At 71.6% G+C, this 18,440-nt stretch carries 19 protein-coding genes and 1 tRNA gene; 13 read left to right on the forward strand and 7 right to left on the reverse strand.

Annotated elements, in window-relative coordinates; all coding sequences use genetic code 11:
- Positions 1–213: 213 nt before the first annotated feature.
- The 4 genes from AB0C35_RS12125 to AB0C35_RS12140 all read left to right on the forward strand — a co-directional run bounded on the left by AB0C35_RS12125 (position 214) and on the right by AB0C35_RS12140 (position 2,475).
- Positions 214–1,665 (forward strand): AAA family ATPase, encoded by a 1,452-nt coding sequence (locus AB0C35_RS12125; RefSeq protein ID WP_358453721.1) that lies wholly within the window; start codon positions 214–216, stop codon positions 1,663–1,665.
- Positions 1,666–1,689: 24 nt separating this feature from the next.
- Positions 1,690–2,064, forward strand: coding sequence for a signal peptidase I (locus AB0C35_RS12130; RefSeq protein WP_358453656.1), 375 nt, complete (start codon positions 1,690–1,692; stop codon positions 2,062–2,064).
- 83 nt (positions 2,065–2,147) lie between these two features.
- A tRNA-Ser gene (locus tag AB0C35_RS12135) sits at positions 2,148–2,236 on the forward strand.
- Positions 2,237–2,310: 74 nt separating this feature from the next.
- Positions 2,311–2,475, forward strand: a complete 165-nt coding sequence (locus tag AB0C35_RS12140; protein WP_358453659.1) for a hypothetical protein — start codon at positions 2,311–2,313, stop codon at positions 2,473–2,475.
- 9 nt (positions 2,476–2,484) lie between these two features.
- Here the strand turns inward: AB0C35_RS12140 and AB0C35_RS12145 are convergent, their stop codons facing one another.
- Positions 2,485–3,210, reverse strand: coding sequence for a M15 family metallopeptidase (locus AB0C35_RS12145; protein WP_358453662.1), 726 nt, complete (start codon positions 3,208–3,210; stop codon positions 2,485–2,487).
- Between the two features lie 165 nt (positions 3,211–3,375).
- Here AB0C35_RS12145 and AB0C35_RS12150 point away from each other — a divergent pair, with 165 nt between their 5' ends.
- Positions 3,376–3,798, forward strand: a complete 423-nt coding sequence (locus tag AB0C35_RS12150) for a hypothetical protein (protein ID WP_358453665.1) — start codon at positions 3,376–3,378, stop codon at positions 3,796–3,798.
- A 21-nt stretch (positions 3,799–3,819) separates the two neighbouring features.
- Here AB0C35_RS12150 and AB0C35_RS12155 read toward each other — a convergent pair whose 3' ends face one another.
- Entirely contained in the window at positions 3,820–4,281 is a 462-nt protein-coding gene (locus tag AB0C35_RS12155; RefSeq protein WP_358453668.1) for a MarR family transcriptional regulator, read from the reverse strand.
- Between the two features lie 167 nt (positions 4,282–4,448).
- Here AB0C35_RS12155 and AB0C35_RS12160 point away from each other — a divergent pair, with 167 nt between their 5' ends.
- On the forward strand, positions 4,449–5,459 hold the full coding sequence (locus AB0C35_RS12160) for a pirin family protein (protein WP_358453671.1): 1,011 nt from the start codon (positions 4,449–4,451) through the stop codon (positions 5,457–5,459).
- Between the two features lie 373 nt (positions 5,460–5,832).
- Positions 5,833–7,026 carry an ATP-binding protein gene (locus AB0C35_RS12165; RefSeq protein ID WP_358453674.1) on the forward strand — a complete coding sequence of 398 codons (1,194 nt, stop codon included), beginning with the start codon at positions 5,833–5,835 and terminating at the stop codon, positions 7,024–7,026.
- 244 nt (positions 7,027–7,270) lie between these two features.
- Here AB0C35_RS12165 and AB0C35_RS12170 read toward each other — a convergent pair whose 3' ends face one another.
- The gene (locus tag AB0C35_RS12170) at positions 7,271–8,110 is read right to left on the reverse strand and encodes a MauE/DoxX family redox-associated membrane protein (protein WP_358453677.1); all 840 of its coding nucleotides are present in this window, start codon (positions 8,108–8,110) and stop codon (positions 7,271–7,273) included.
- A complete protein-coding gene (locus AB0C35_RS12175) occupies positions 8,104–9,102 on the reverse strand; it encodes a hypothetical protein (protein ID WP_358453678.1) in 999 nt (332 codons plus the stop codon). The genes AB0C35_RS12170 and AB0C35_RS12175 overlap by 7 nt, the downstream gene beginning before the upstream one ends.
- A 291-nt stretch (positions 9,103–9,393) precedes the next feature.
- On the opposite strand from AB0C35_RS12175, the gene AB0C35_RS12180 reads away from it, so the two are divergent.
- The 3 genes from AB0C35_RS12180 (at position 9,394) to AB0C35_RS12190 (ending at position 13,464) form a co-directional block, all read left to right on the forward strand.
- The gene (locus tag AB0C35_RS12180; protein ID WP_358453681.1) at positions 9,394–9,873 is read left to right on the forward strand and encodes a SigE family RNA polymerase sigma factor; all 480 of its coding nucleotides are present in this window, start codon (positions 9,394–9,396) and stop codon (positions 9,871–9,873) included.
- A 102-nt stretch (positions 9,874–9,975) separates the two neighbouring features.
- On the forward strand, positions 9,976–11,598 hold the full coding sequence (locus tag AB0C35_RS12185; protein WP_358453684.1) for a long-chain fatty acid--CoA ligase: 1,623 nt from the start codon (positions 9,976–9,978) through the stop codon (positions 11,596–11,598).
- Between the two features lie 261 nt (positions 11,599–11,859).
- Positions 11,860–13,464 carry a sigma-70 family RNA polymerase sigma factor gene (locus AB0C35_RS12190; RefSeq protein ID WP_358453687.1) on the forward strand — a complete coding sequence of 535 codons (1,605 nt, stop codon included), beginning with the start codon at positions 11,860–11,862 and terminating at the stop codon, positions 13,462–13,464.
- Between the two features lie 4 nt (positions 13,465–13,468).
- Here AB0C35_RS12190 and AB0C35_RS12195 read toward each other — a convergent pair whose 3' ends face one another.
- On the reverse strand, positions 13,469–14,230 hold the full coding sequence (locus tag AB0C35_RS12195) for a MerR family transcriptional regulator (RefSeq protein ID WP_358453690.1): 762 nt from the start codon (positions 14,228–14,230) through the stop codon (positions 13,469–13,471).
- A 92-nt stretch (positions 14,231–14,322) separates the two neighbouring features.
- Between AB0C35_RS12195 and AB0C35_RS12200 the strand changes: the two genes are divergently transcribed.
- Positions 14,323–15,315, forward strand: a complete 993-nt coding sequence (locus tag AB0C35_RS12200) for an adenylate/guanylate cyclase domain-containing protein (RefSeq protein ID WP_358453693.1) — start codon at positions 14,323–14,325, stop codon at positions 15,313–15,315.
- Positions 15,316–15,323: 8 nt separating this feature from the next.
- On the opposite strand, the gene AB0C35_RS12205 is transcribed toward AB0C35_RS12200, so the two are convergent.
- A complete protein-coding gene (locus AB0C35_RS12205) occupies positions 15,324–15,758 on the reverse strand; it encodes a MarR family transcriptional regulator (protein ID WP_358453695.1) in 435 nt (144 codons plus the stop codon).
- An 86-nt stretch (positions 15,759–15,844) separates the two neighbouring features.
- Between AB0C35_RS12205 and AB0C35_RS12210 the strand changes: the two genes are divergently transcribed.
- Entirely contained in the window at positions 15,845–16,717 is an 873-nt protein-coding gene (locus AB0C35_RS12210) for an alpha/beta hydrolase (protein ID WP_358453697.1), read from the forward strand.
- Positions 16,717–17,556, forward strand: coding sequence for a DMT family transporter (locus AB0C35_RS12215; RefSeq protein ID WP_358453700.1), 840 nt, complete (start codon positions 16,717–16,719; stop codon positions 17,554–17,556). Before AB0C35_RS12210 ends, AB0C35_RS12215 begins: the two co-directional genes overlap by 1 nt.
- On the opposite strand, the gene AB0C35_RS12220 is transcribed toward AB0C35_RS12215, so the two are convergent.
- On the reverse strand, positions 17,557–18,018 hold the full coding sequence (locus AB0C35_RS12220; protein ID WP_358453702.1) for a MarR family transcriptional regulator: 462 nt from the start codon (positions 18,016–18,018) through the stop codon (positions 17,557–17,559). It abuts the gene before it with no gap.
- Positions 18,019–18,440 lie beyond the last annotated feature (422 nt).

Here is an 18,440-nt window from a genome sequence, read left to right on the forward strand (position 1 = left end):
CCGCCTGCCGACCCGAATGCGGGCGGGCAGCCGTTCCCGCAGGACCCGAATGCGGCCGGGGGCGGCCAGTTCCAGGCGGTCGATCCGGCCACCGGCCAGCCGTACGGCCAGTACCCACCGGTGGACCCGAACACTGGGCAGCCCTACATGCAGGACCCGAACGCGGCCGGGGGCCAATTCCCGCCCGTGGACCCGAACACCGGGCAGCCGTATATGCAGGACCCGAATGCGGGCGGCGGCCAGTTCCAGCCGGTTGATCCGGCGACGGGGCAGCCGTATGCGCAGGACCCGAATGCGGGCGGGGGTCACTACCCGCCGGTGGATCCGAACACCGGGCAGCCGTACGCGCAGGACCCGAACGCGGCCGGAGGCCATTTCCCGCCGGTGGACCCGAACACCGGGCAGCCGTATATGCAGGACCCGAATGCGGGCGGCGGCCAGTTCCAGCCGGTTGATCCGGCCACGGGGCAGCCGTACGCGCAGGACCCGAATGCGGGCGGGGGTCACTACCGGCCGGTCGATCCGAACACCGGGCAGCCGTATGCGCAGGGGCCGGCGGGGGCGCAGTACCCGCCCATCGACCCCGGCACCGGGCAGCCCCAGCCGGGGTACGGCTACCCCGGTGGGCCGCCGCAGGATCACTCGGCGTACCCGCAGGCGCTCAACCAGATGATGCAGCCCGCGCCCGGCTACCCGGCGCACCCGCAGCAGCCGCAGGAGCCGCAGAACGCCGACAGCCTCAGCTCCGAGAACCTGCTCGGCGAGCGGCGCATCGCGCCGTCCTCGGGGTGGCGGCGCGCCGTCTACAAGGCGACCGCGGGCGGCATCCACCCGGGTGAGTCGCAGACCGACCTGCGCCGCAAGGACCTGATCGCGCGGGCGCGCACCGTCGTGGCGGGCGGGCATCACCGGGTCGCCGTCATGTCGCTGAAGGGCGGCGTCGGCAAGACGACCACGACGACCGGGCTCGGCTCGATGCTGGGGTCCTTCCGCGGCGACCGCGTCATCGCGGTGGACGCCAACCCGGACCGCGGGACGCTGTCGGACAAGGTGCGGCTGGAGACGGCCGCGACCGTCCGGGACCTGCTCAACAACCGGGACCAGATCCACCGGTACGCCGACGTGCGCGCGTTCACCTCGCAGAACGAGGCCCGGCTGGAGATCCTCGCGTCCGACCGCGACCCGGCGGTCAGCGAGGCGTTCAGCGCCGAGGACTACGCCGCCGTCGCGGTCGTCCTGGAGCAGTACTACTCGGTCTGCATCACCGACTGCGGCACCGGGCTGCTGCATTCGGCGATGTCCGGGGTGCTGAGCCTCGCCGACCAGCTCGTCCTGGTCAGCTCCCCGTCGGTGGACGGCGCCCGCTCCGCGAGCGCCACGCTGGACTGGCTGGAGGCGCACGACCACGGCCACCTCGTCCGCAACGGCGTGGTCGTGCTGTCGATGGTCCGCAACCGCACCCGCAGCCAGGTCGACCTCGACAAGCTGCAGGCGCACTTCGAGAGCCGCTGCCGCGCGGTCGTCCGCATCCCGTACGACGACCACCTGGAGGAGGGCGCCGAAGTCGAGCTGGAGCAGCTCGCCCCCGCGACCCGCGAGGCGTATCTGACCCTCGCCGCCGTCGTCGGCGACGGCTTCGCCTTCCAACGTCCCACCGAGTCCTGACCATCGGCGGTACGGTCGCGATCTGTGGACGGCGTGTATGTGGGGAAGGCGGGGCCGGATGCCGCCGGTGACCGCGGCTGGCTGCTCGGGCACTTCAAACCGGTCGGCGACCTCCGCCACAGTGACGAGGTCGAGATCAAATGGGGGGTGCACCCGAAGGGTGAGCGCCGCGACATGTGGACGGACGGGGAGAAGCGGACCGCGCTGCTCGTCCTGATCAGCGGCCGGTTCCGGCTGGAGTTCCCCGAGGGTGACGTGGTGCTGGCCGAGCAGGGCGACTACGTCGTGTGGGGGCGCGGTGTCGACCATTCGTGGCAGGCCGAGGAGGAGTCGGTCGTCATGACGGTCCGCTGGCCCTCGATTCCCGGCTACGCCGTCCCGGAGACACCGGAACCGTGACCGGTGTACTCGCGTTATGCGGTCGAAGCCACTGGGCCGCGACCGCTATCGTTGGCGATGGCCGCCGGGGACGGCGGTCACCTGGAGAGTTCGCATAGTGGACTAGTGCAGGCGCCTTGAAAGCGCCCAGGGCTGGGGACAGTCCTCGTGGGTTCGAATCCCACACTCTCCGCCCAGCGCCCCGGGGTGGACCGTCCGCGACAGAACGGACAGACCGCCCGTTGTGTTTCCGTTACCCTCTTCGGCATGTCGCAGACACCCAATGATCCGGCAGGCACGACGCACCAGTTCCAGAACTTCGCCAACCAGGCGCAATCCCAGAAGTCCGGCCCGAACGTCGCCCTGATCGCCGGCGTCGCCGCCGCGGTGGTCATCGTCGCGGTCATCGTGATCGCGCTGATGATGATGTAGCGGGCCCGCTCAGCGGCCGGTGCTGGAGAAGTGCTGGTAGTCCCTGGCGCCGCTCCACTCGCCGCCCCAGCCCCAGCCGATCGAGTCGAACGCGTCGACGACCTTGTCACCGGCGTGGATCATGCCGGGGGCGTCCTTGTCGCGGTTCTTGTACTGCGCGCACTGCTCGTGGGCGATGTGCCCGTCGGCGTAGACGTACGGGTTCTGGCAGGGGTTGATGTCGACCGCGAGGCCGTACGCGTGCTGGGAGAACGAGCTCGACCCGGTCGCCCGGCGGCAGTTGAAGGCCGAGGTGTTGTTGGCCTCGATCGACTCGAAGTCGCTGCCCTTGTACTTGTCGACCGGTTCCATGCGCTCGATCGGGTAGCGGATGTCGTACAGCTTCCGGAACACCTTGACGAGGTCCTCGGCGGCCTTGGCGTTGACGACGAGCCGCCCGCCGGTGTGCGGCTTGTCGTCCATCCCCCAGTAGGTCATCTCGATCATCCGCAGCCCGGACGGCGCGACGGGGCAGCCCTCCCGCCAGGAGTGCTCGAGGTCCCCGGCGGTCACCTTCTTGATCTGCGACTGGAAGCCCTGTTCGGCCGGCGGCGACGGGGAAGCGACCGTCTCCGACGCGGTGGGCGGCGCGGCGGGAGGCGTCGGCTCGTCGGAGCCGCGGCCACATCCGGTCGACGCCGCGGTGACCAGGGCGGCGATCGCCGCCGCGCTGCGAATGGCCCTTCTACCTGGCATCTTTCCAGCATGGCACGCCGGATGGACTGTGTGCGCCACCCCACATCCGCTACCGTGCGTTTGAAGGCGCGCCCGCCGGAAAGGGGCCGGGACGGACGGGCCGTGAAACCTCGATCGTCCGCCGGGCATGTCGTCCGGCGGCCTCCGGCCTCATCAGGGAGCGGGATGGCGGAACCTCAGGAGAGGGACCTCCCAAGCCTCGAAGACGAGATCTTCGCCGTGGCGCACAATGTGGAGGTCGAGCAGGCGGCGCAGGCGCAGCCGCGGCTGCAGACGGACAAGGCCGAGGTGCTCGTGGGACGGGCCCGCGCCTTCCTCGGCCGCGATGTGAAGGCGCTCGCGGCGGGTTTCGGCGTGTTCCTGTTCGTCGACGCCGTGATGATGTGGGCGCCGCTGATGATGAGCCGCCGCCCGAGCCTGCTGCCGCAGTTCATCACCCTGCTCGTCCTGGCGTTCGGGCTCGGCGGCCTGCTCGTCTGGAAGGTCGGCGGACGGTGGCGGACGTTCGGCATCGGGATGATGCTGGCCTGGGTGTTCCTGACCCTGGTGTCCGTCGGCTTCCTCACCGGGGTCACCGTCCCGCTTTAGGCCAGGGCCATAGGCGCGGGGTCAGGTGGTGGGGCCCAGCCGCTTGAGGATGAGCGCGAAGGCGCGGCCGATGGCTTCGAGGTCTTCGGGCTGGACGACGTCGATGAAGTACGTCCGGACGGTTTCGACGTGGTCGCGGGCGGCCTTTTCGAGTGCGGCGTAGCCCTCGTCCGTCAGGTGCGCGAAGACGCCGCGCTTGTCGTTGGGGCAGCTGTCCCGCTTGACCAGGCCCTTGGACTCCAGGCGGGAGCACGTGTGCGACAGCCGGCTGCGGGACTGGCTGGCGTTCTCGGCGAGTTCGGCCATGCGCAGCCGCCGCTCGGGGGCCTCGGACAGCCGGACGAGGATCTCGTACTCCGACACCGACAGGCCGTGCTTGGTCTTCAGGTCCCGGTCCATGACCTCGGTGAGCCGGACGCTGCCGTCAACGTAGGCCCGCCAATCGCGCTGCTGGGCGGCATCGAGCCAACGCGGTTCGCTCATACCGGCAAGTATACGGCACAGGGTTGAAGATTCAACTAATCCCGGCTATTCTCACGGTAGCAGGAACCCGCGGGATTCGTCCGAGGGAATGGTTGAAGCATCAACTATGTTGGGGCCTGCAGTGCACCGCCCGGTCGTGGACGGGCACCCGAACGAGGGGAGATCCAATGCCCGCCGTGATGGCCGATCCGCTGACCCTTCCCCGCCTGCCCCTGCTGCCCGAGGCCGACGTCGACTGGCGCCGCGTCGCGAAGGTCGTGACCGCCGCGCGTCACCTGGAGGGCGAGGGCTTCCAGGTCAGGCGCCCCTTCCCCGGCATGGACCTGGCCCTGGCCGACCCGTTCCTGCTCCTCGACCACATGGGCGCCGTCGAATACGCGCCGGGCGAGGCGAAGGGCACGCCCTGGCACCCGCACCGCGGGTTCGAGACCGTCACCTACATCATCGACGGGGCGTTCGAGCACCAGGACACGGCCGGTGGCGGCGGCCTCATCTCCGACGGCGCCACCCAGTGGATGACCGCCGCGTCCGGGATCCAGCACATCGAGCAGCCGCCGCCGGAGCTCGTCACCAAGGGCGGCCTGTTCCACGGCATCCAACTCTGGGTCAACCTGCCCCGCGCCCAGAAGTGGGTCCCGCCGCGCTACCAGGACATCGAGGCCCGCGACGTCAAGCTGCTGGCCGCCGACGACGGCTCGTCCCTCGTCCGCGTCATCGCGGGGTCGGTCGCCGGGTACGACGGCCCCGGCGTCACCTACACCCCCATCAACTACCTGCACGCGACGGTCGCGCCCGGCGCGCGGCTCACCCTGCCCTGGCCGCGCGACTTCAACGCGATGGTCTACGTGCTCTCCGGCCGCGGAACGGCGGGCGTCGAAGAGACCGGGCTGGACGAAGGGCAGCTCGCGGTCTTCGCCGGCTCCCACCACAGGGGCACCGGTGACGGCCTCGTCGTCCGCGCCGCCGACAGCCAGCCCGTCGCGAGCGCGAACGGGTGGGAGATCCTCATCCTCGGCGGCCTCCCGATCCGCGAGCCGATCGCGCGGTACGGCCCGTTCGTGATGAACACCCGTGAGGAGATCGTCCAGGCGTTCGAGGACTTCCAGGCCGGCCGCATGGGCACCGTCCCGGCGGAGAGGGTCCCCCACCGGACCGAGGCGGACGAACCCCTCGCCTGACCCGAACTCCCGGCCGCGGGCGTCGCCCGCGGGTGCCGCCCGCGGCCGGACCCCGCTCAACGGCCACGTGCCCACCGGATGGTGGGCGCGTGGCCGTTCTCGTTCCGAATCCGTCGCGGGAGTTCCCCGGGTTCTGATGACGGGGGCGGCGGCATGCGCTAGTGTGTTCGAACAGTCGAACAGAGGTTCGACGGACGTGCAGGCGCTCGCCCGGGGAGGCGGCATGGTGGCGACGGCGGCCCCACACCTCAACGGCATGAGGGAGGCGGACGGTCCCGCGCGCTGTGGACGGCGGCGGGAGCACGCGACACGCCGCAGCGGTTTCTACGCAAATCTACGGCCTCAGCTATATCGCCTCATAGAGTCCGAGAGCGTGGACCCCGTGCGCAATCCCTATGCCCCTGGCGCCGGGCAGCGCCCCCCGGAGCTGGCCGGCCGCGACCGTGAGCTCAAGCAGTTCGAGGTGGTGATCGAGCGGGTGGCCCGCGGCCGTCCCGAGCGCAGCATGATCGTCACCGGGCTGCGCGGGGTGGGCAAGACCGTGCTGCTCAACGCGTTCCGGTCGATGGCGATCCAGCGCCTGTGGGGGACCGGGAAGATCGAGGCCCGGCCCGACCAGTCGATCCGCCGCCCGGTCGCCTCGGCGCTGCACCGGGCCGTCCGCGAGCTGGCGCCCCGGCATCGCGCGCCCGACCGCATCGAGGAGTTCCTCGGCGTGCTGAAGGCGTTCGCGCAGGCCGAGCCGGAGCCGTCCGGCAAGGGCAAGGCGCGGGTGCACCGCTGGCAGCCCGGCATCGACGTGCCCGCCTCGCGGGGACGCGCCGACTCGGGCGACCTGGAGATCGACCTGACCGAGCTCTTCGTCGACGCGGCGTCCGTCGCCACCGACGTCGGCGCCGGCATCGCCCTGTTCGTGGACGAGATGCAGGACATCCCCGCCGACGACGTGTCCGCGCTGTGCGCCGCGTGCCATGAGCTGTCGCAGGTCGGCGGCCCGCTGATCGTGGTGGGCGCCGGGCTGCCGCATCTGCCGGCCGTCCTGTCGGCCAGCAAGTCCTACTCCGAGCGGCTGTTCCGCTACGCCCGCATCGACCGGCTCGACCGCGAGTCGGCCGATTTCGCCCTGCTGGCCCCCGCCGAGCGGGAGGAGGTCACCTTCACCAAGGACGCCCTCGACGCCCTGTACGGCGCGGCCGACGGCTATCCCTACTTCGTGCAGGCGTACGCCAAGGTCGTCTGGGACGTGGCGCCCGACACCCCGATCACCGCCGACGACATCAAGGTCGCCGCGCCGGAGGCGGAGAGCGAGCTCGCGGTCGGCTTCTTCGGCAGCCGCTACGAGCGCGCCACCCCGGCCGAGCGCGACTACATGCGCGCGATGGCCATGCTCGGCGACGACCCGGTGCCCACCGCGTCGGTCGCGGACGAGCTGGGCCGCAAACCGTCCAGCCTGTCGCCGGCACGCGACGGGCTCATCAAGAAGGGCCTCATCTACAGCGCCGAGCGCGGCATGGTCGCGTTCACGGTGCCGCACTTCGGCACGTTCCTCCGCTCCCAACCCGCCTGACGCTTCGGCTTCATAGAGATTTCTAGCGAAACTGCTAGAGATCGATAGAAAGACGCATCGAGCCGCATCGTCAGCCGAATATTCGGCTCTCTAGCGGTGACCGTAGAAAGCCGTAGATTCTTCTCGCATGCCCTCTGGGCTTTTCTAAGGCTCTCTAGCTTTTCTTCTATAAAAGCCTAGAGAGGTGAAGAGGTGATGTTCGCGAGGAATTTCTAAACGTGTATTGGACGTGTCCAAGAAAGGGCTAGAGAGCGGCAGACAGGCTCGGGTCCGGTGCCACGAGCGCCGACCGGACGGCCCGGTCGCGCTCGGCGGTCGACACCGCGAACACGACCTCCATGTCCTGGTCGTCCACCCGGGCGGGGAAGACCACGAAACGCCAGCAGCCCTCCCGCCACACGTCCAGCGGCACGGCGCTCGCGATGACGTTCTCGTGCTCCACCCACGCGGCGCTGTCGTAAAGCGTCGCGTACGTCTCCGCGATCGGGCTGCGCCGCCGCTCGCAGGGCATCGCCGGGCGGGCGCGGCCGTGCGGCAGGCTGCGGCGTTCGAGCAGCGCCGACAACTCCGGGGACAGCGCCGCGAACAGCGCGACCTCCGCCGCGAGGACCAGCGCGACCTGCACCTGGACGTCCCGCAGCACGTCCAGCCCGGCGAGCGGCGCACCCATCGAGGTGATGGCCGCGCCCGTGAACAGCACCGCCCGCAGCACGCTGCGGCGCCCGACCCGCTTGCCGCTGAGCCCGCCGAAACAGCCGCATCCGGCGTCCGGGCGGCTGACCCGCAGCTCGCCGACCACCCAGGTCGCGGCGGCGAACGCGACCGTCGTCGCCAGCCGCACCGACAGATGCGAGGTCATCAGCAGCGCCAGCCCGAGGACGCCCTCGCCGATGCCCAGCCCGACCGTCATCCCCCGGCTGCCGCGCAGCGCCGAAAGCCGCGCGAGCCCGGCCGGCACCGGCACGCCGTGGACATGATCGGGGGCGTCCGCGGCCTCTTCGCGGACCGTCAGCTTCGCCAGGCACGCGGCCAGCAGCACCGCCGCGAGCAGGAGCACCTGCGTGTTCTGGAACGCCGTCACCATGACGCGGCCCTTTCCGGCGTTGTGGCGGGCACGCCCGGCCGGACCGCGGCGTTGAAGCAGCCCGCCTCCAGGTCGCCGCCGAGCCCGACGAACGCGGCGGGCGTCAGCTCGGCGATCCGGCCGCGCGGGGACGCGCCGCACTCCACGCATCGGTCGCAGAACCGGGCCGCCGCGCAGCCGCACTCCACCACCGGGACGGTGGCGGCGCGCCCGCCGCACTCGTTGCGGACGGCGACCTCGCTGCCGAGCGACAGGTACGGGAACGCGACGCAGCCGGACGGGGCGTCCGCGCATCCCCCGGCGTCCCCCTCGGAGTCGACGGCCGGGTAGGCCGCCCCGTCCGGTGCCTCGTCGGCCGCGCTGCCGAACCACGTCACCGTCCCGCGCAGCTCGGCGGGCGCGGGCTCGCCGGCCTCCGGCGCGGCGAGGTCGTCGGCCCGGTAACCCGGCTGCGACGTGCCGGGGCACACCGCGAGCGGGCCGTGCGGGGACCACACGCAGATCACGTCGATGAGGTATCCGGGTTCCAGGCGCGGATGCCGGACCAGGACCCGTTCGAAGGCGCGCGGGGGGATCAGCACATGGGTCCGCCCCCGGTGCGGACCCATGTCCACCTCCACGGTGTCCTTCCCGCACGCCAGGATCGTGCCGCTGACCCGGCAGACGTCGACCCAGACGCGGTCGGCGCCGAGACCGCCGTCCCCCCGCCGGACGATCACGGACCGGCCCGGCCGGAGCACGGCGAGGCCCCCGCGCCCGCCGTGCCAGACGGTCGTGGCGGCGCTCATCGCGAGACGGGTCTCGGCGCCGCCCGCGCCCGTCCGGGCCGCCGAGCCCAGCACCAGGAGGTGCGGGCTGGCGTCCAGGACGATCCCGGTCGCCACGTCCAGCTGCCGCCCCGCGCGCTCGGCGGGGCCGTGACCGGCGGACGCCGCGAAGACGGCCGCGCGGTGTCGGCGGCGGTTCGCTCCACGGCGGTGGGGTGGCGGCATCGCGGTGCTCCGGGGGTAGATCACTACGCTGGGTCATCGGCCTGCGGACAGCGAGTCAAGAGTCACGCCTGATGACAGCGCTTGTCGACGGATTTGTCGCGATAAGTCAGCTGGCGGAAGAGCTTTGATCTACCTCGGTTGAAGATTATGCACTGGTTGACCCGGATATAGGTTTTATGTAGGCCCGAAATTACGATCGCCGTGCGATCGTCAACGATATCGGGAGTGCGCGCGGCCGGGACTCTGGAGTCCCGGCGGAGGCGGCTCCGCAACCCCTGGTCCGGTGGTGATTTGAGCGACACGCGGCACGAGGAGTTCCGCTCGTACGTGACGGAACGCCGAGCCGTCCTGCTGCGTGCCGCGACGCAGCTGACCAGCGACCGCGCCGAAGCCGAAGACCTCCTCCAGGCCGCCCTCGCGAAGACCTACCTCGCCTGGCACCGCATCGAAGACCGCGCCGCGGTCGACGGCTACGTCCGCCGCGCCATGGTCAACACGCAGATCTCCTGGTGGCGGCGCCGGAAACTGGACGTCTACCCGACCGATCAGCTCCCCGACCGCCCCGTCGACGACCACACGAGCAGCAGCGAATTGCGCGACGAGCTTTTCCGCGCCCTCCGCCGCCTCCCGGAACGGCAACGCCTCACCGTCATGCTCCGCTACTACGAGGACATGTCCGAAAGAGAGATCGCCGAAATCCTCGGCGTCAGCGTCGGCACGGTCAAATCCACCGTCTCCCGGGCCATGGCCAAACTCCGCGAGCTGTATTGACGGGTTTCCCTCCTCGGCCGCGGCGGGGATTGGGGGTCGTCAACCTGGGACAACACTGCAAGAATCCGGTTCTGGAGTCTGCTGCGAGCTGGAGGCGCGTCCATGTTGAGCACCATGCAGGATTTCCCGCTGACCATCACCACGATCATGCGTTACGGCGCGGACGTCTTCGGTGACGCCGAGGTCTCCACCTGGACGGGGGACGGTGCCCGGCGCCGCACCTACGCCGAGGTCGGCGACCGTGCCGCACGGCTGGCCGGGGCGCTGCGCGGCCTCGGCGTGGACGGCGATCAGCGGGTCGCCACGTTCATGTGGAACAACACCGAGCATCTGGAGGCGTACCTGGCGATCCCGTCCATGGGCGCCGTCCTGCACACCCTGAACCTGCGGCTCTTCCCCGACCAGCTCGTCTACATCGCCAACCACGCCGAGGACCAGGTCGTCATCGTCGACGGCTCGCTGATCCCGCTGCTGGCGCCGGTGCTGCCGCAGTTCAAGACCGTCCGGCATGTGATCGTCGTCGGGGAGGGCGACACCGCGCCGCTGGAGGCCGCCGGCAAGGAGCTGCACTCCTACGAGGAGCTGCTCGCCGCCGCGCCCGCCGCGTTCGACTGGCCCGAGATCGACGAACGGTCCGCCGCCGCGATGTGCTACACCAGCGGCACGACCGGGAATCCCAAGGGCGTCGTCTACTCCCACCGGTCCGCCTACCTGCATTCGATGGCGACGTGCACCGGCAACGCGATCGGGCTCGACGCGTCCGACGTCATCCTGCCGGTGGTGCCGATGTTCCACGCCAACGCCTGGGGTCTGCCCTACGCGGCGGTGCTGGCGGGTGCCGCGCTCATCATGCCGGACCGGTTCCTGCAGGCCGAGCCGCTCGTCCGGCTCATCGAGTCCGAGCGTCCGACGGTCGCCGGTGCGGTGCCCACGATCTGGGCGGACGTCCTGCGCCACACCAAGGAGCACGGCTCGGACCTCAGCTCGCTGCGGCTCGTCCCGTGCGGCGGTTCGGCCGTCCCCGAGGCGCTGATGCGCGGCTTCGACGAGATCGGCGTCCGGATCGTGCAGGCGTGGGGGATGACGGAGACCTCGCCGGTCGCGACGGTGGCGCACCCGCCGGTCAAGGCGGAAGGCGAGGAGGCGTGGCAGGCCAGGATCAGCCAGGGCCGCGTCCTGGCCGGGCTGGAGATGCGCATCGTCGGCGACGGCGACGTCGTGCTGGCCAACGACGGCGAGGCGGTCGGCGAGGTCGAGATCCGCGGGCCGTGGATCACCGGCTCCTACTACCTGGACGAGGATCCCGGGAAGTTCCACGACGGCTGGCTGCGCACCGGCGACGTCGGGACGCTGTCGTCCGGCGGGTTCCTGATCCTCACCGACCGGGCGAAGGACGTCATCAAGTCGGGCGGCGAGTGGATCTCGTCGGTGGAGCTGGAGAACCACCTGATGGCGCACCCGGACATCGTCGAGGCCGCCGTGGTCGGTGTCCCCGACGACCGGTGGCAGGAGCGTCCGCTCGCCTCCGTCGTCGTCCGCGACGGGGCCTCCGTCACGGCCGAGCAGCTCCGGGAGTTCCTGTCCGGCCGGATCGCGAAATGGCAGCTGCCGGAGCGCTGGGCGTTCATCGCCGAGGTGCCCAAGACGAGCGTCGGCAAGTTCGACAAGAAGGTGCTGCGGCGCCGCTACGCCGACGGTGAGCTGGAGGTTCGCCGGGCCGACTGACCGGCGCCCGGGCGGCCGCCGGCCGGGCCCTTCCGGCGGCCGCCCGCACCGCGGCCGGATCGGGTCGCTGACTCGATTCTGACGCTGAGTCATTGATAGCGTGATCACGGAGAGAAGCGGCATCTCACCCCGGGGTCACCCTAATGGTGATTTCGGCAGATCATGTGGTGCGGATGGGGTTCGCGGGTGTATGCAAGGTGGGCTGAATGTCCGGACGACTCCCATGGGGACGGACGCCTCATGCCGCTGCCGGGAGCGTGAATGCCCAGGTTGTCCCCCTCCTTGCACACCGCCGACCGAAGCCTGGTCAAAGGGCTGAACGAAGGCGACGAGGCCACGTTCGCCGCTCTCTACGACGAGTACGGTGAGCGCCTTTATGACTACGCACTGTCAATGTCCGGTGATGCGAAAGTCGCCGCCGACATCGTCCACGACACGTTCATCGACGCCGGCCGCCGTGCCCCCCGGATGCGCGACCACCTGCACCTGAGCTCCTGGCTGTACGGGGCGGCCCGCCGCCGCTGCATCCGCCGCGGGCGGGCGAAGGTCCTGTTCTGGGACCGGGACGCCGAGTTCTCCGACGTCCCCTTCCTGGACCGTGCCGAACCGGACGAACCCGTCCCCGACCGGCCGTCCTCCGACGAGCTCCACCGGCTGCTCAACGGCGCGCTGGCCAGGCTGGAGCCCGTCGACCAGGAGGTGATGCTGCTGGCGTTCCGGCACGGGCTGCGTCCCGCCCGCCTCGGCGCGGCGCTCGGCCTGTCCTCGCGCCGGGCCGCCATACGGGTGCGGCAGGGCAGGACCGAACTCGAGGCCGCACTCCAGAAGGAGATCAGCCGGGTCACCCGGGCCTGCACCGACGACTCCGCAGAATCTTCCGGCGAGGGGGAGAAGTCGCCCGCGGTCGCCGTCCTGGCCGCCCGGGCCGCGCCCCGGACGGACGCGCCGACCACCCCGCCGCGCACCGGCCGGCCGTTCTGGCGGGCCCTTCACCGGGGCCCCGAGGACTCCCCCGCCGACCCGTCGGCCGACCGGCACCTCGCCGACTGCGCCGACTGCCGGAGCCGCGGCCGGCTGACCGCGGCCGCGCTGCTGAAGCGGGCGCCCGCCCCGGTGCTGCCCGCGGCGCTGCGGCACCGCGTCATGCACACCGCGACGGACCCCGAGCTCGCCGGCTACCGCGCCGACATCGCCGCGCGCGGCGGCGCGCTCACCCCGTCCGGCCTGCCGAGCCAGCCGGACGTGCCCTCGCCGTTCACCCGCCGGTGGCTGTTCACCGTGGGAGGCATGGCGGGCGCGCTCGTCGCCGCCCTCGTCGCCGTGTTCGTCATGGGGCCCGGCATCAGCGGCGACTCCCTGTCGTGGCCGCCGTTCCGCACGCAGCCGCAGCCGTCCATCACGCAGCATTCGCCGCCGGACGGCTCGGGCCGCGAGACGCAGCCGTCGCGGGGGCCGGACGGCGGCGCGCCCGGCCGTCCGGGGCAGGCGCCCGTCAGCCCGCAGACGGGTGAGAAGACCCCGGAGGAGTCCGCGGAACCGGGGCAGCCGCCGCCTTCGTCCAACCCGCCCGTGCGGCCCGGCGTCCTCGTCGTCAACCCCGCCAAGGTCGAGCTCTACGGCACCAAGACCGCCCAGGTGAGCCTCGCGGCCAAGAGCGGCCCCGTGACGTGGACGGCGATGACGTCGACGAACCAGCTCGTCCTGTCGGACATGCAGGGCGGCATGCCCGCGGACGGCACCAGCCAGGTGACGATCAGCCTGCGCACCTTCATCATCGGCCTGCCGGGCCAGGGCACGCTCACGTTCACCGACTCCGAGGGCGTCCCGCACACGGTGACGGTCGTCTGGGGCGCCTCGCTCCTGTGACGGCTCAGCCGGGCGTGCCGCCGAGATGGTCCCTGATCGTTTCGAGATGTTCGCCGAGGGCCTCCTGGACGCGGGCCTCCATCGCCCTGGCGATGAACGGCTCGACGACCATCTTCACCAGCGGCCGCATCCGTCGGACCACCGCGGCGACCTCGGTGACCTTCTCCCCGTCCGGGACGGGCGGGTCCTCCAGCCGGGCGAACACGTGCTCCTGGACGAGGCTCACGAACCGGCCCGCGATCACGTCGCAGTCGTCGCGGATCTGCCCGGCGATGTCGAGGACGGAGTCGAGCGGGATGCCCGCGGCGACCAGTTCGGCGCCCACGTGCAGCAGCCGGGGGCTCGGTACCCGGAACGTGTCGCCGTCCGGTTCGATGAGGCCCAGTTCGATGGTGCGGGCCTGCACGCGGGCGACCTCGTCGGGGTCCAGCCCGGTGCCGAAGATCTCGACGAGCTCGTCGTAGGTGGTGGTGCCGGGCATCTCGTCCGACCACGGGTCGGTGAGCACCTTCTCCAGCCCGAGGACCTCCCCGACGTCCTTGCCGGTCTCCCACGCCGACAGCAGGTCCTTGATGATCGCGAACGTGTAGCCGCGGCCGAGCAGCTTGCCGATCAGCCGGAGCCGCGCGAGGTGCTGGTCGTCGTACAGGCCCACGCGGCCTTCGAGCCGGGGCGGCGGCAGCAGTCCCCGGTCCTGGTAGGCGCGGATGTTGCGCACGGTGCTGCCGGCCAGCCGCGCCAGCTCGTCGATTCGGTACTCGGCCATGCCCCCGCCCGCCGGACTCGTCCACCTTGACCGCCGTGATCTTACTCCGGCACTATTGTTACATCGGTCAATGACACATAGGGGCTGGCGTCATGGCGGACCCGGACGACATCGAGGAGACCCTCCTCGGCGGCCCGCTGCGCTACACGCGCAAGGAGGTCGAGGCCCTCTCCGACGTCCCGGACGAGTACGCGCGCCGCATCTGGCAGGCGCTCGGCTTCCCGACTCCCCCCGACGAGGAGATCGCCTTCACCGACGGTGACGTCGCCGCGCTCCGCGAGATCAAGGACCTGCTCGGCACCGAGATGGTCGACGAGGACATGGTCCTCCAGCTCGCCCGCGCGGTCGGCCAGACGATGGGCCGGCTCGCCAGCTGGCTCGGCGACGTCTGGCTGCAGCGGCTCGGTGAGCTGCCCGCCGACGAGCCGGCCGCGGCCGACCTCGTCACCGCCGCCCTCGCCGCCACCGAGGAACTGCGTCCCGCGTTCGAGCGCCTCCTGCTGCACGGCTGGCGCCGCCAGCTCACCGCCGCCGGGATGCGCGCCGCCGCCACGACGGCCGCCGCCCAGTCCGATCCGGCCGCCGGCGTCGCCCACCTCGCGGTCGGCTTCGCCGACGTCGTCTCCTTCACCCGCCTGAGCCGCCGCCTGGACGGCGACGCCCTAGCGGCGTTCGTCGAACGGTTCGAGGTCACCACCGCCGAGATCATCGCCGAGCTGGGCGGACGCGTCATCAAGACGCTCGGCGACGAGGTCCTGTTCGTTGCGTCCGAGCCCCGCGCCGCCGCCGACATCGGCCTGCGCATCGCGGAACGCTTCAACGACGACCCCGACTTCCCCAAAGTGCGCGTCGGCCTCGCCTACGGCGAAGTCATCATGCGCCTCGGCGACGTGTTCGGTACGTCCGTCAACCTCGCCGCCCGCCTGACCGCCGCCGCCCACCCCGGAACGGTCCTCGTCGACAGCGGGATGTCCGCGGCTCTCCCCGGCGACGCGTACGACATTTCCTCGCTCCGCCCCCGCCCCTTGCAGGGCCTGGGCCGAGTCCGCCTGTTCCTCCTGCGCCGCCCCAGAACCCGTACGTAGCACTCTTCTCAGGGTGTCGCGGCGACGGTGTGGTGGATCTCGGTCAGCGTGGCGAGCTGCTCGGGTGTCAGCAGGTCGGTGAAGTGCCGGCGGACCGACTCCCAGTAGGCGGGCGCCGCGTCCTCGTAGACCCGCCGTCCGGCTTCGGTGACCAGGACGTCGTCGCCTCGGCCGTCCAGCTCGCAGGCCTCGCGGGCGATCATGCCCCGCCGCTCCATCCGGCCGAGCTGGCGGGACAGCCGGCTGTGCGCCCAGTGCATCCGGCCGGCGAGACGGCTGACCCGCACGCACTCCTCCTCGCCCGCCATGGAGACCGCGGCGGCGAGCACCTCGTAGTCGGCCATCGACAGCCCCGACTCGCGCTCCAGGTCGCGCGCGATCTCGGCGTCCACCATGAGCTGCAGCGCGCGGTAGGCCGCCCATGCCTCGCGTGGCTCGGTCACGGGGACGAGCGTACCGGACTTTTGTTGACATGTAACGAGTCGTCTCTCTACGTTCGTTTCATTACATGTAACGAAGTGGAGGCCCGATGATGACGGCGGAAGAGCGGACGCACAACGTGAACGGCGTCGAGCTGAGCGCCGAGGCTCTCGGCGACCCGGCGGACCCGGCGATCGTGCTGCTGCACGGCGCGGGCCACTCGCTCGCGGCCTGGCCGGACGACTTCGTCCGGCGGCTCGCGGAGAGCGGCCGGTACGTGATCCGCTACGACGCCAGGGACGCCGGCCGCTCGACCGCCTGCGCGCCGGGCAGCCCGGACTACACGCTGCGGGACCTGGTCGCCGACGCCGTGGGCCTGCTCGACGCCTGCGGCCTGGCGGCGGCCGGTCTGGTCGGCATGTCGCAGGGCGCGGCCGTCGCGCAGCTCGCGGCGCTCGACCATCCCGACCGGGTCGCCTCGCTGACCCTCGCCTCCTCGACCCCCGGCGGGCCCGGCCACGCCAACCCCGACCTTCCGGGGATGTCCGAGGAGATCGTGGCCCTGTTCACCTCGGAGGCCGCCGAACCCGACTGGTCCGACCGGGCGGCGGTCATCGACTACATGGTGGAGGCCGAGCGCCCGTTCGCCGCCGCGTCCCGTCCGTTCGACGAGGCGGGCATGCGCGCGACGGCCGCCCGCATGGCCGACCGCGCCGCGAACATCGCCGCCCAGCTGACGAACCCGTTCATGATCGACGCAGGGGAGCCGTGGCGGGACCGGCTCGGGCAGATCACCGCACCGACCCTGGTGCTGCACGGCACCGAGGACCGGATGTTCCCGATCGGGCACGGCCGCGCCCTCGCCGACGAGATCCCGGGCGCGCGGTTCGCGGCGATGGAGCAGACCGGCCACGAGGTCTTCCCCCGCGCCCGATGGGACGACGTCGTCCCCGCCATCGTCGAGCACACCGGGGTGCGCTGATGACGGTCGTCGGGCTGGCGCTCGGGGCCGCCGTCGGCTGGGGGACGTCTGACTTCATCGGCGGGTTGAAGAGCCGCACGATCCCCCTGCTGTCGGTGATGCTCATCTCCCAGACGACCGCCCTGGCCCTGCTCGCCGCCATCATCGCGGTGCGGGGCGCGGGTCCGCCGGACGCCGCGTCCCTCGGGTTCGCCGCCGCGGCGGGAGCGGCCGAGACCGTCGCGATCGCCGCCCTCTACCGCGGCCTGGCCGTCGGCACGATGAGCATCGTCGCGCCCGTCGCCGCGCTCGCGCCGGTGGTCCCGCTCCTGGCGGGGCTGGCGCTCGGCGAGATCCCCAGCCCGCTGCAGTTCACCGGGCTCGCCCTGGCCACGCTCGGCCTGGTCGTCACCTCGTGGGGCTCCGGCAGGGACGGGACGGGTCCGCGGGTGCTGCCGAGCGTCCTGTACGGCCTGCTGGCGGCGCTCGGCTTCGGAGGCTTCTTCATCGCGATGGACTCGGCCAGCGAAGGCGACGTCGGATGGGCGCTGCTGACCGCACGCCTCACCGCCGTCACCGCGATCATCGCGCTCGCCGCCGTGCGGCGGCACCGGCCCGCCGCCCCGCGTGCGGACGTCCCGTACCTCCTGCTGATCGGGGTGCTCATCGTCACGGCCGACGCGCTGTACGCCACCGCCTCCACGCACGGCCTGGTGAGCATCGCCGCCGTGCTCGGCTCGCTGCACACCCTGGTGACCATCGCGCTGGCCCGGGTCGTCCTGCGCGAGCGGCTGGAACGGCCGCAGCAGGCCGGGATCGCCGCCGCGCTCGCCGGTGTGCTGGCGATCTCGGCGGGATGATCAGGCCGCGGAGTCGGTGGCCGCGTCGAGGTGCCGGGTCACGTGCTGCAGGGTCCGGCGGAGCTGGGCCAGCTCGTGCATGGTCAGGCCGGTCGAGTCGAGCATCCGCCGGGGGACGTCCACGGCCCGGTCGCGGAGGCCGGTGCCCTCCTCGGTCAGGTGCACCGACACCGAGCGTTCGTCCTCGCGGCCTCGGCGGCGCTCCACGAGACCGGCGGTCTCCAGGCGCTTGATGAGCGGGGAGAGCGTCCCGGAGTCGAGGCGGAGGCGTTCGCCGAGCTGCTTCACCGTGAGGCCGTCGGTCTCCCAGAGGGCCAGCATGGCCAGGTACTGGGGGTAGGTGAGCCCCAGGTCCCGCAGCCGTATCCGGTAGAGCGCGTCGAACGCCCGTGAGGTCGCGTGCAGCGCGAAGCAGACCTGCGTGTCCAGCTTCAGCAGCTCGTAGTCGGCCGTGCCCGTCATCCCCCCATCCTACGTTCGCGCCGATTGGGTTGGCCGCAATCAAGTTGCACGGTGGTCCGCGAGCCGGCCGCCAGGGCGATCAGGCCGTACACCTCGGTGGCGACGAGCCCCAGCGATTCCGGGGAATGGCAGTGCTCCCCGTGCGGGCGGGGAGCACTGCCGGGGCGGCCAGGACTTTCAGCAGGCTTCTAGCGAGGAGCCCTGGTCCTTCAGGGCCGGGAGGAATCGCTTCCCTCTGGGCGGCGCGTCCAGCCCCACCCGGGTCCACCCCGCACCAATCGGGGACTGTAATGGTAAAGTCACCGATTGTGAAACTGGTGGTGCAGGTAAAGCTGCTGCCGACGCCCGAGCAGGCGGCGGCGCTGACCGACACCCTGCACCAGGTCAACGCCGCCGCCAACCAGGTATCGGCTGTGGCCTTC

The organism is Spirillospora sp. NPDC048819 (assembly GCF_040650055.1).
Taxonomy (GTDB): domain Bacteria; phylum Actinomycetota; class Actinomycetes; order Streptosporangiales; family Streptosporangiaceae; genus Spirillospora.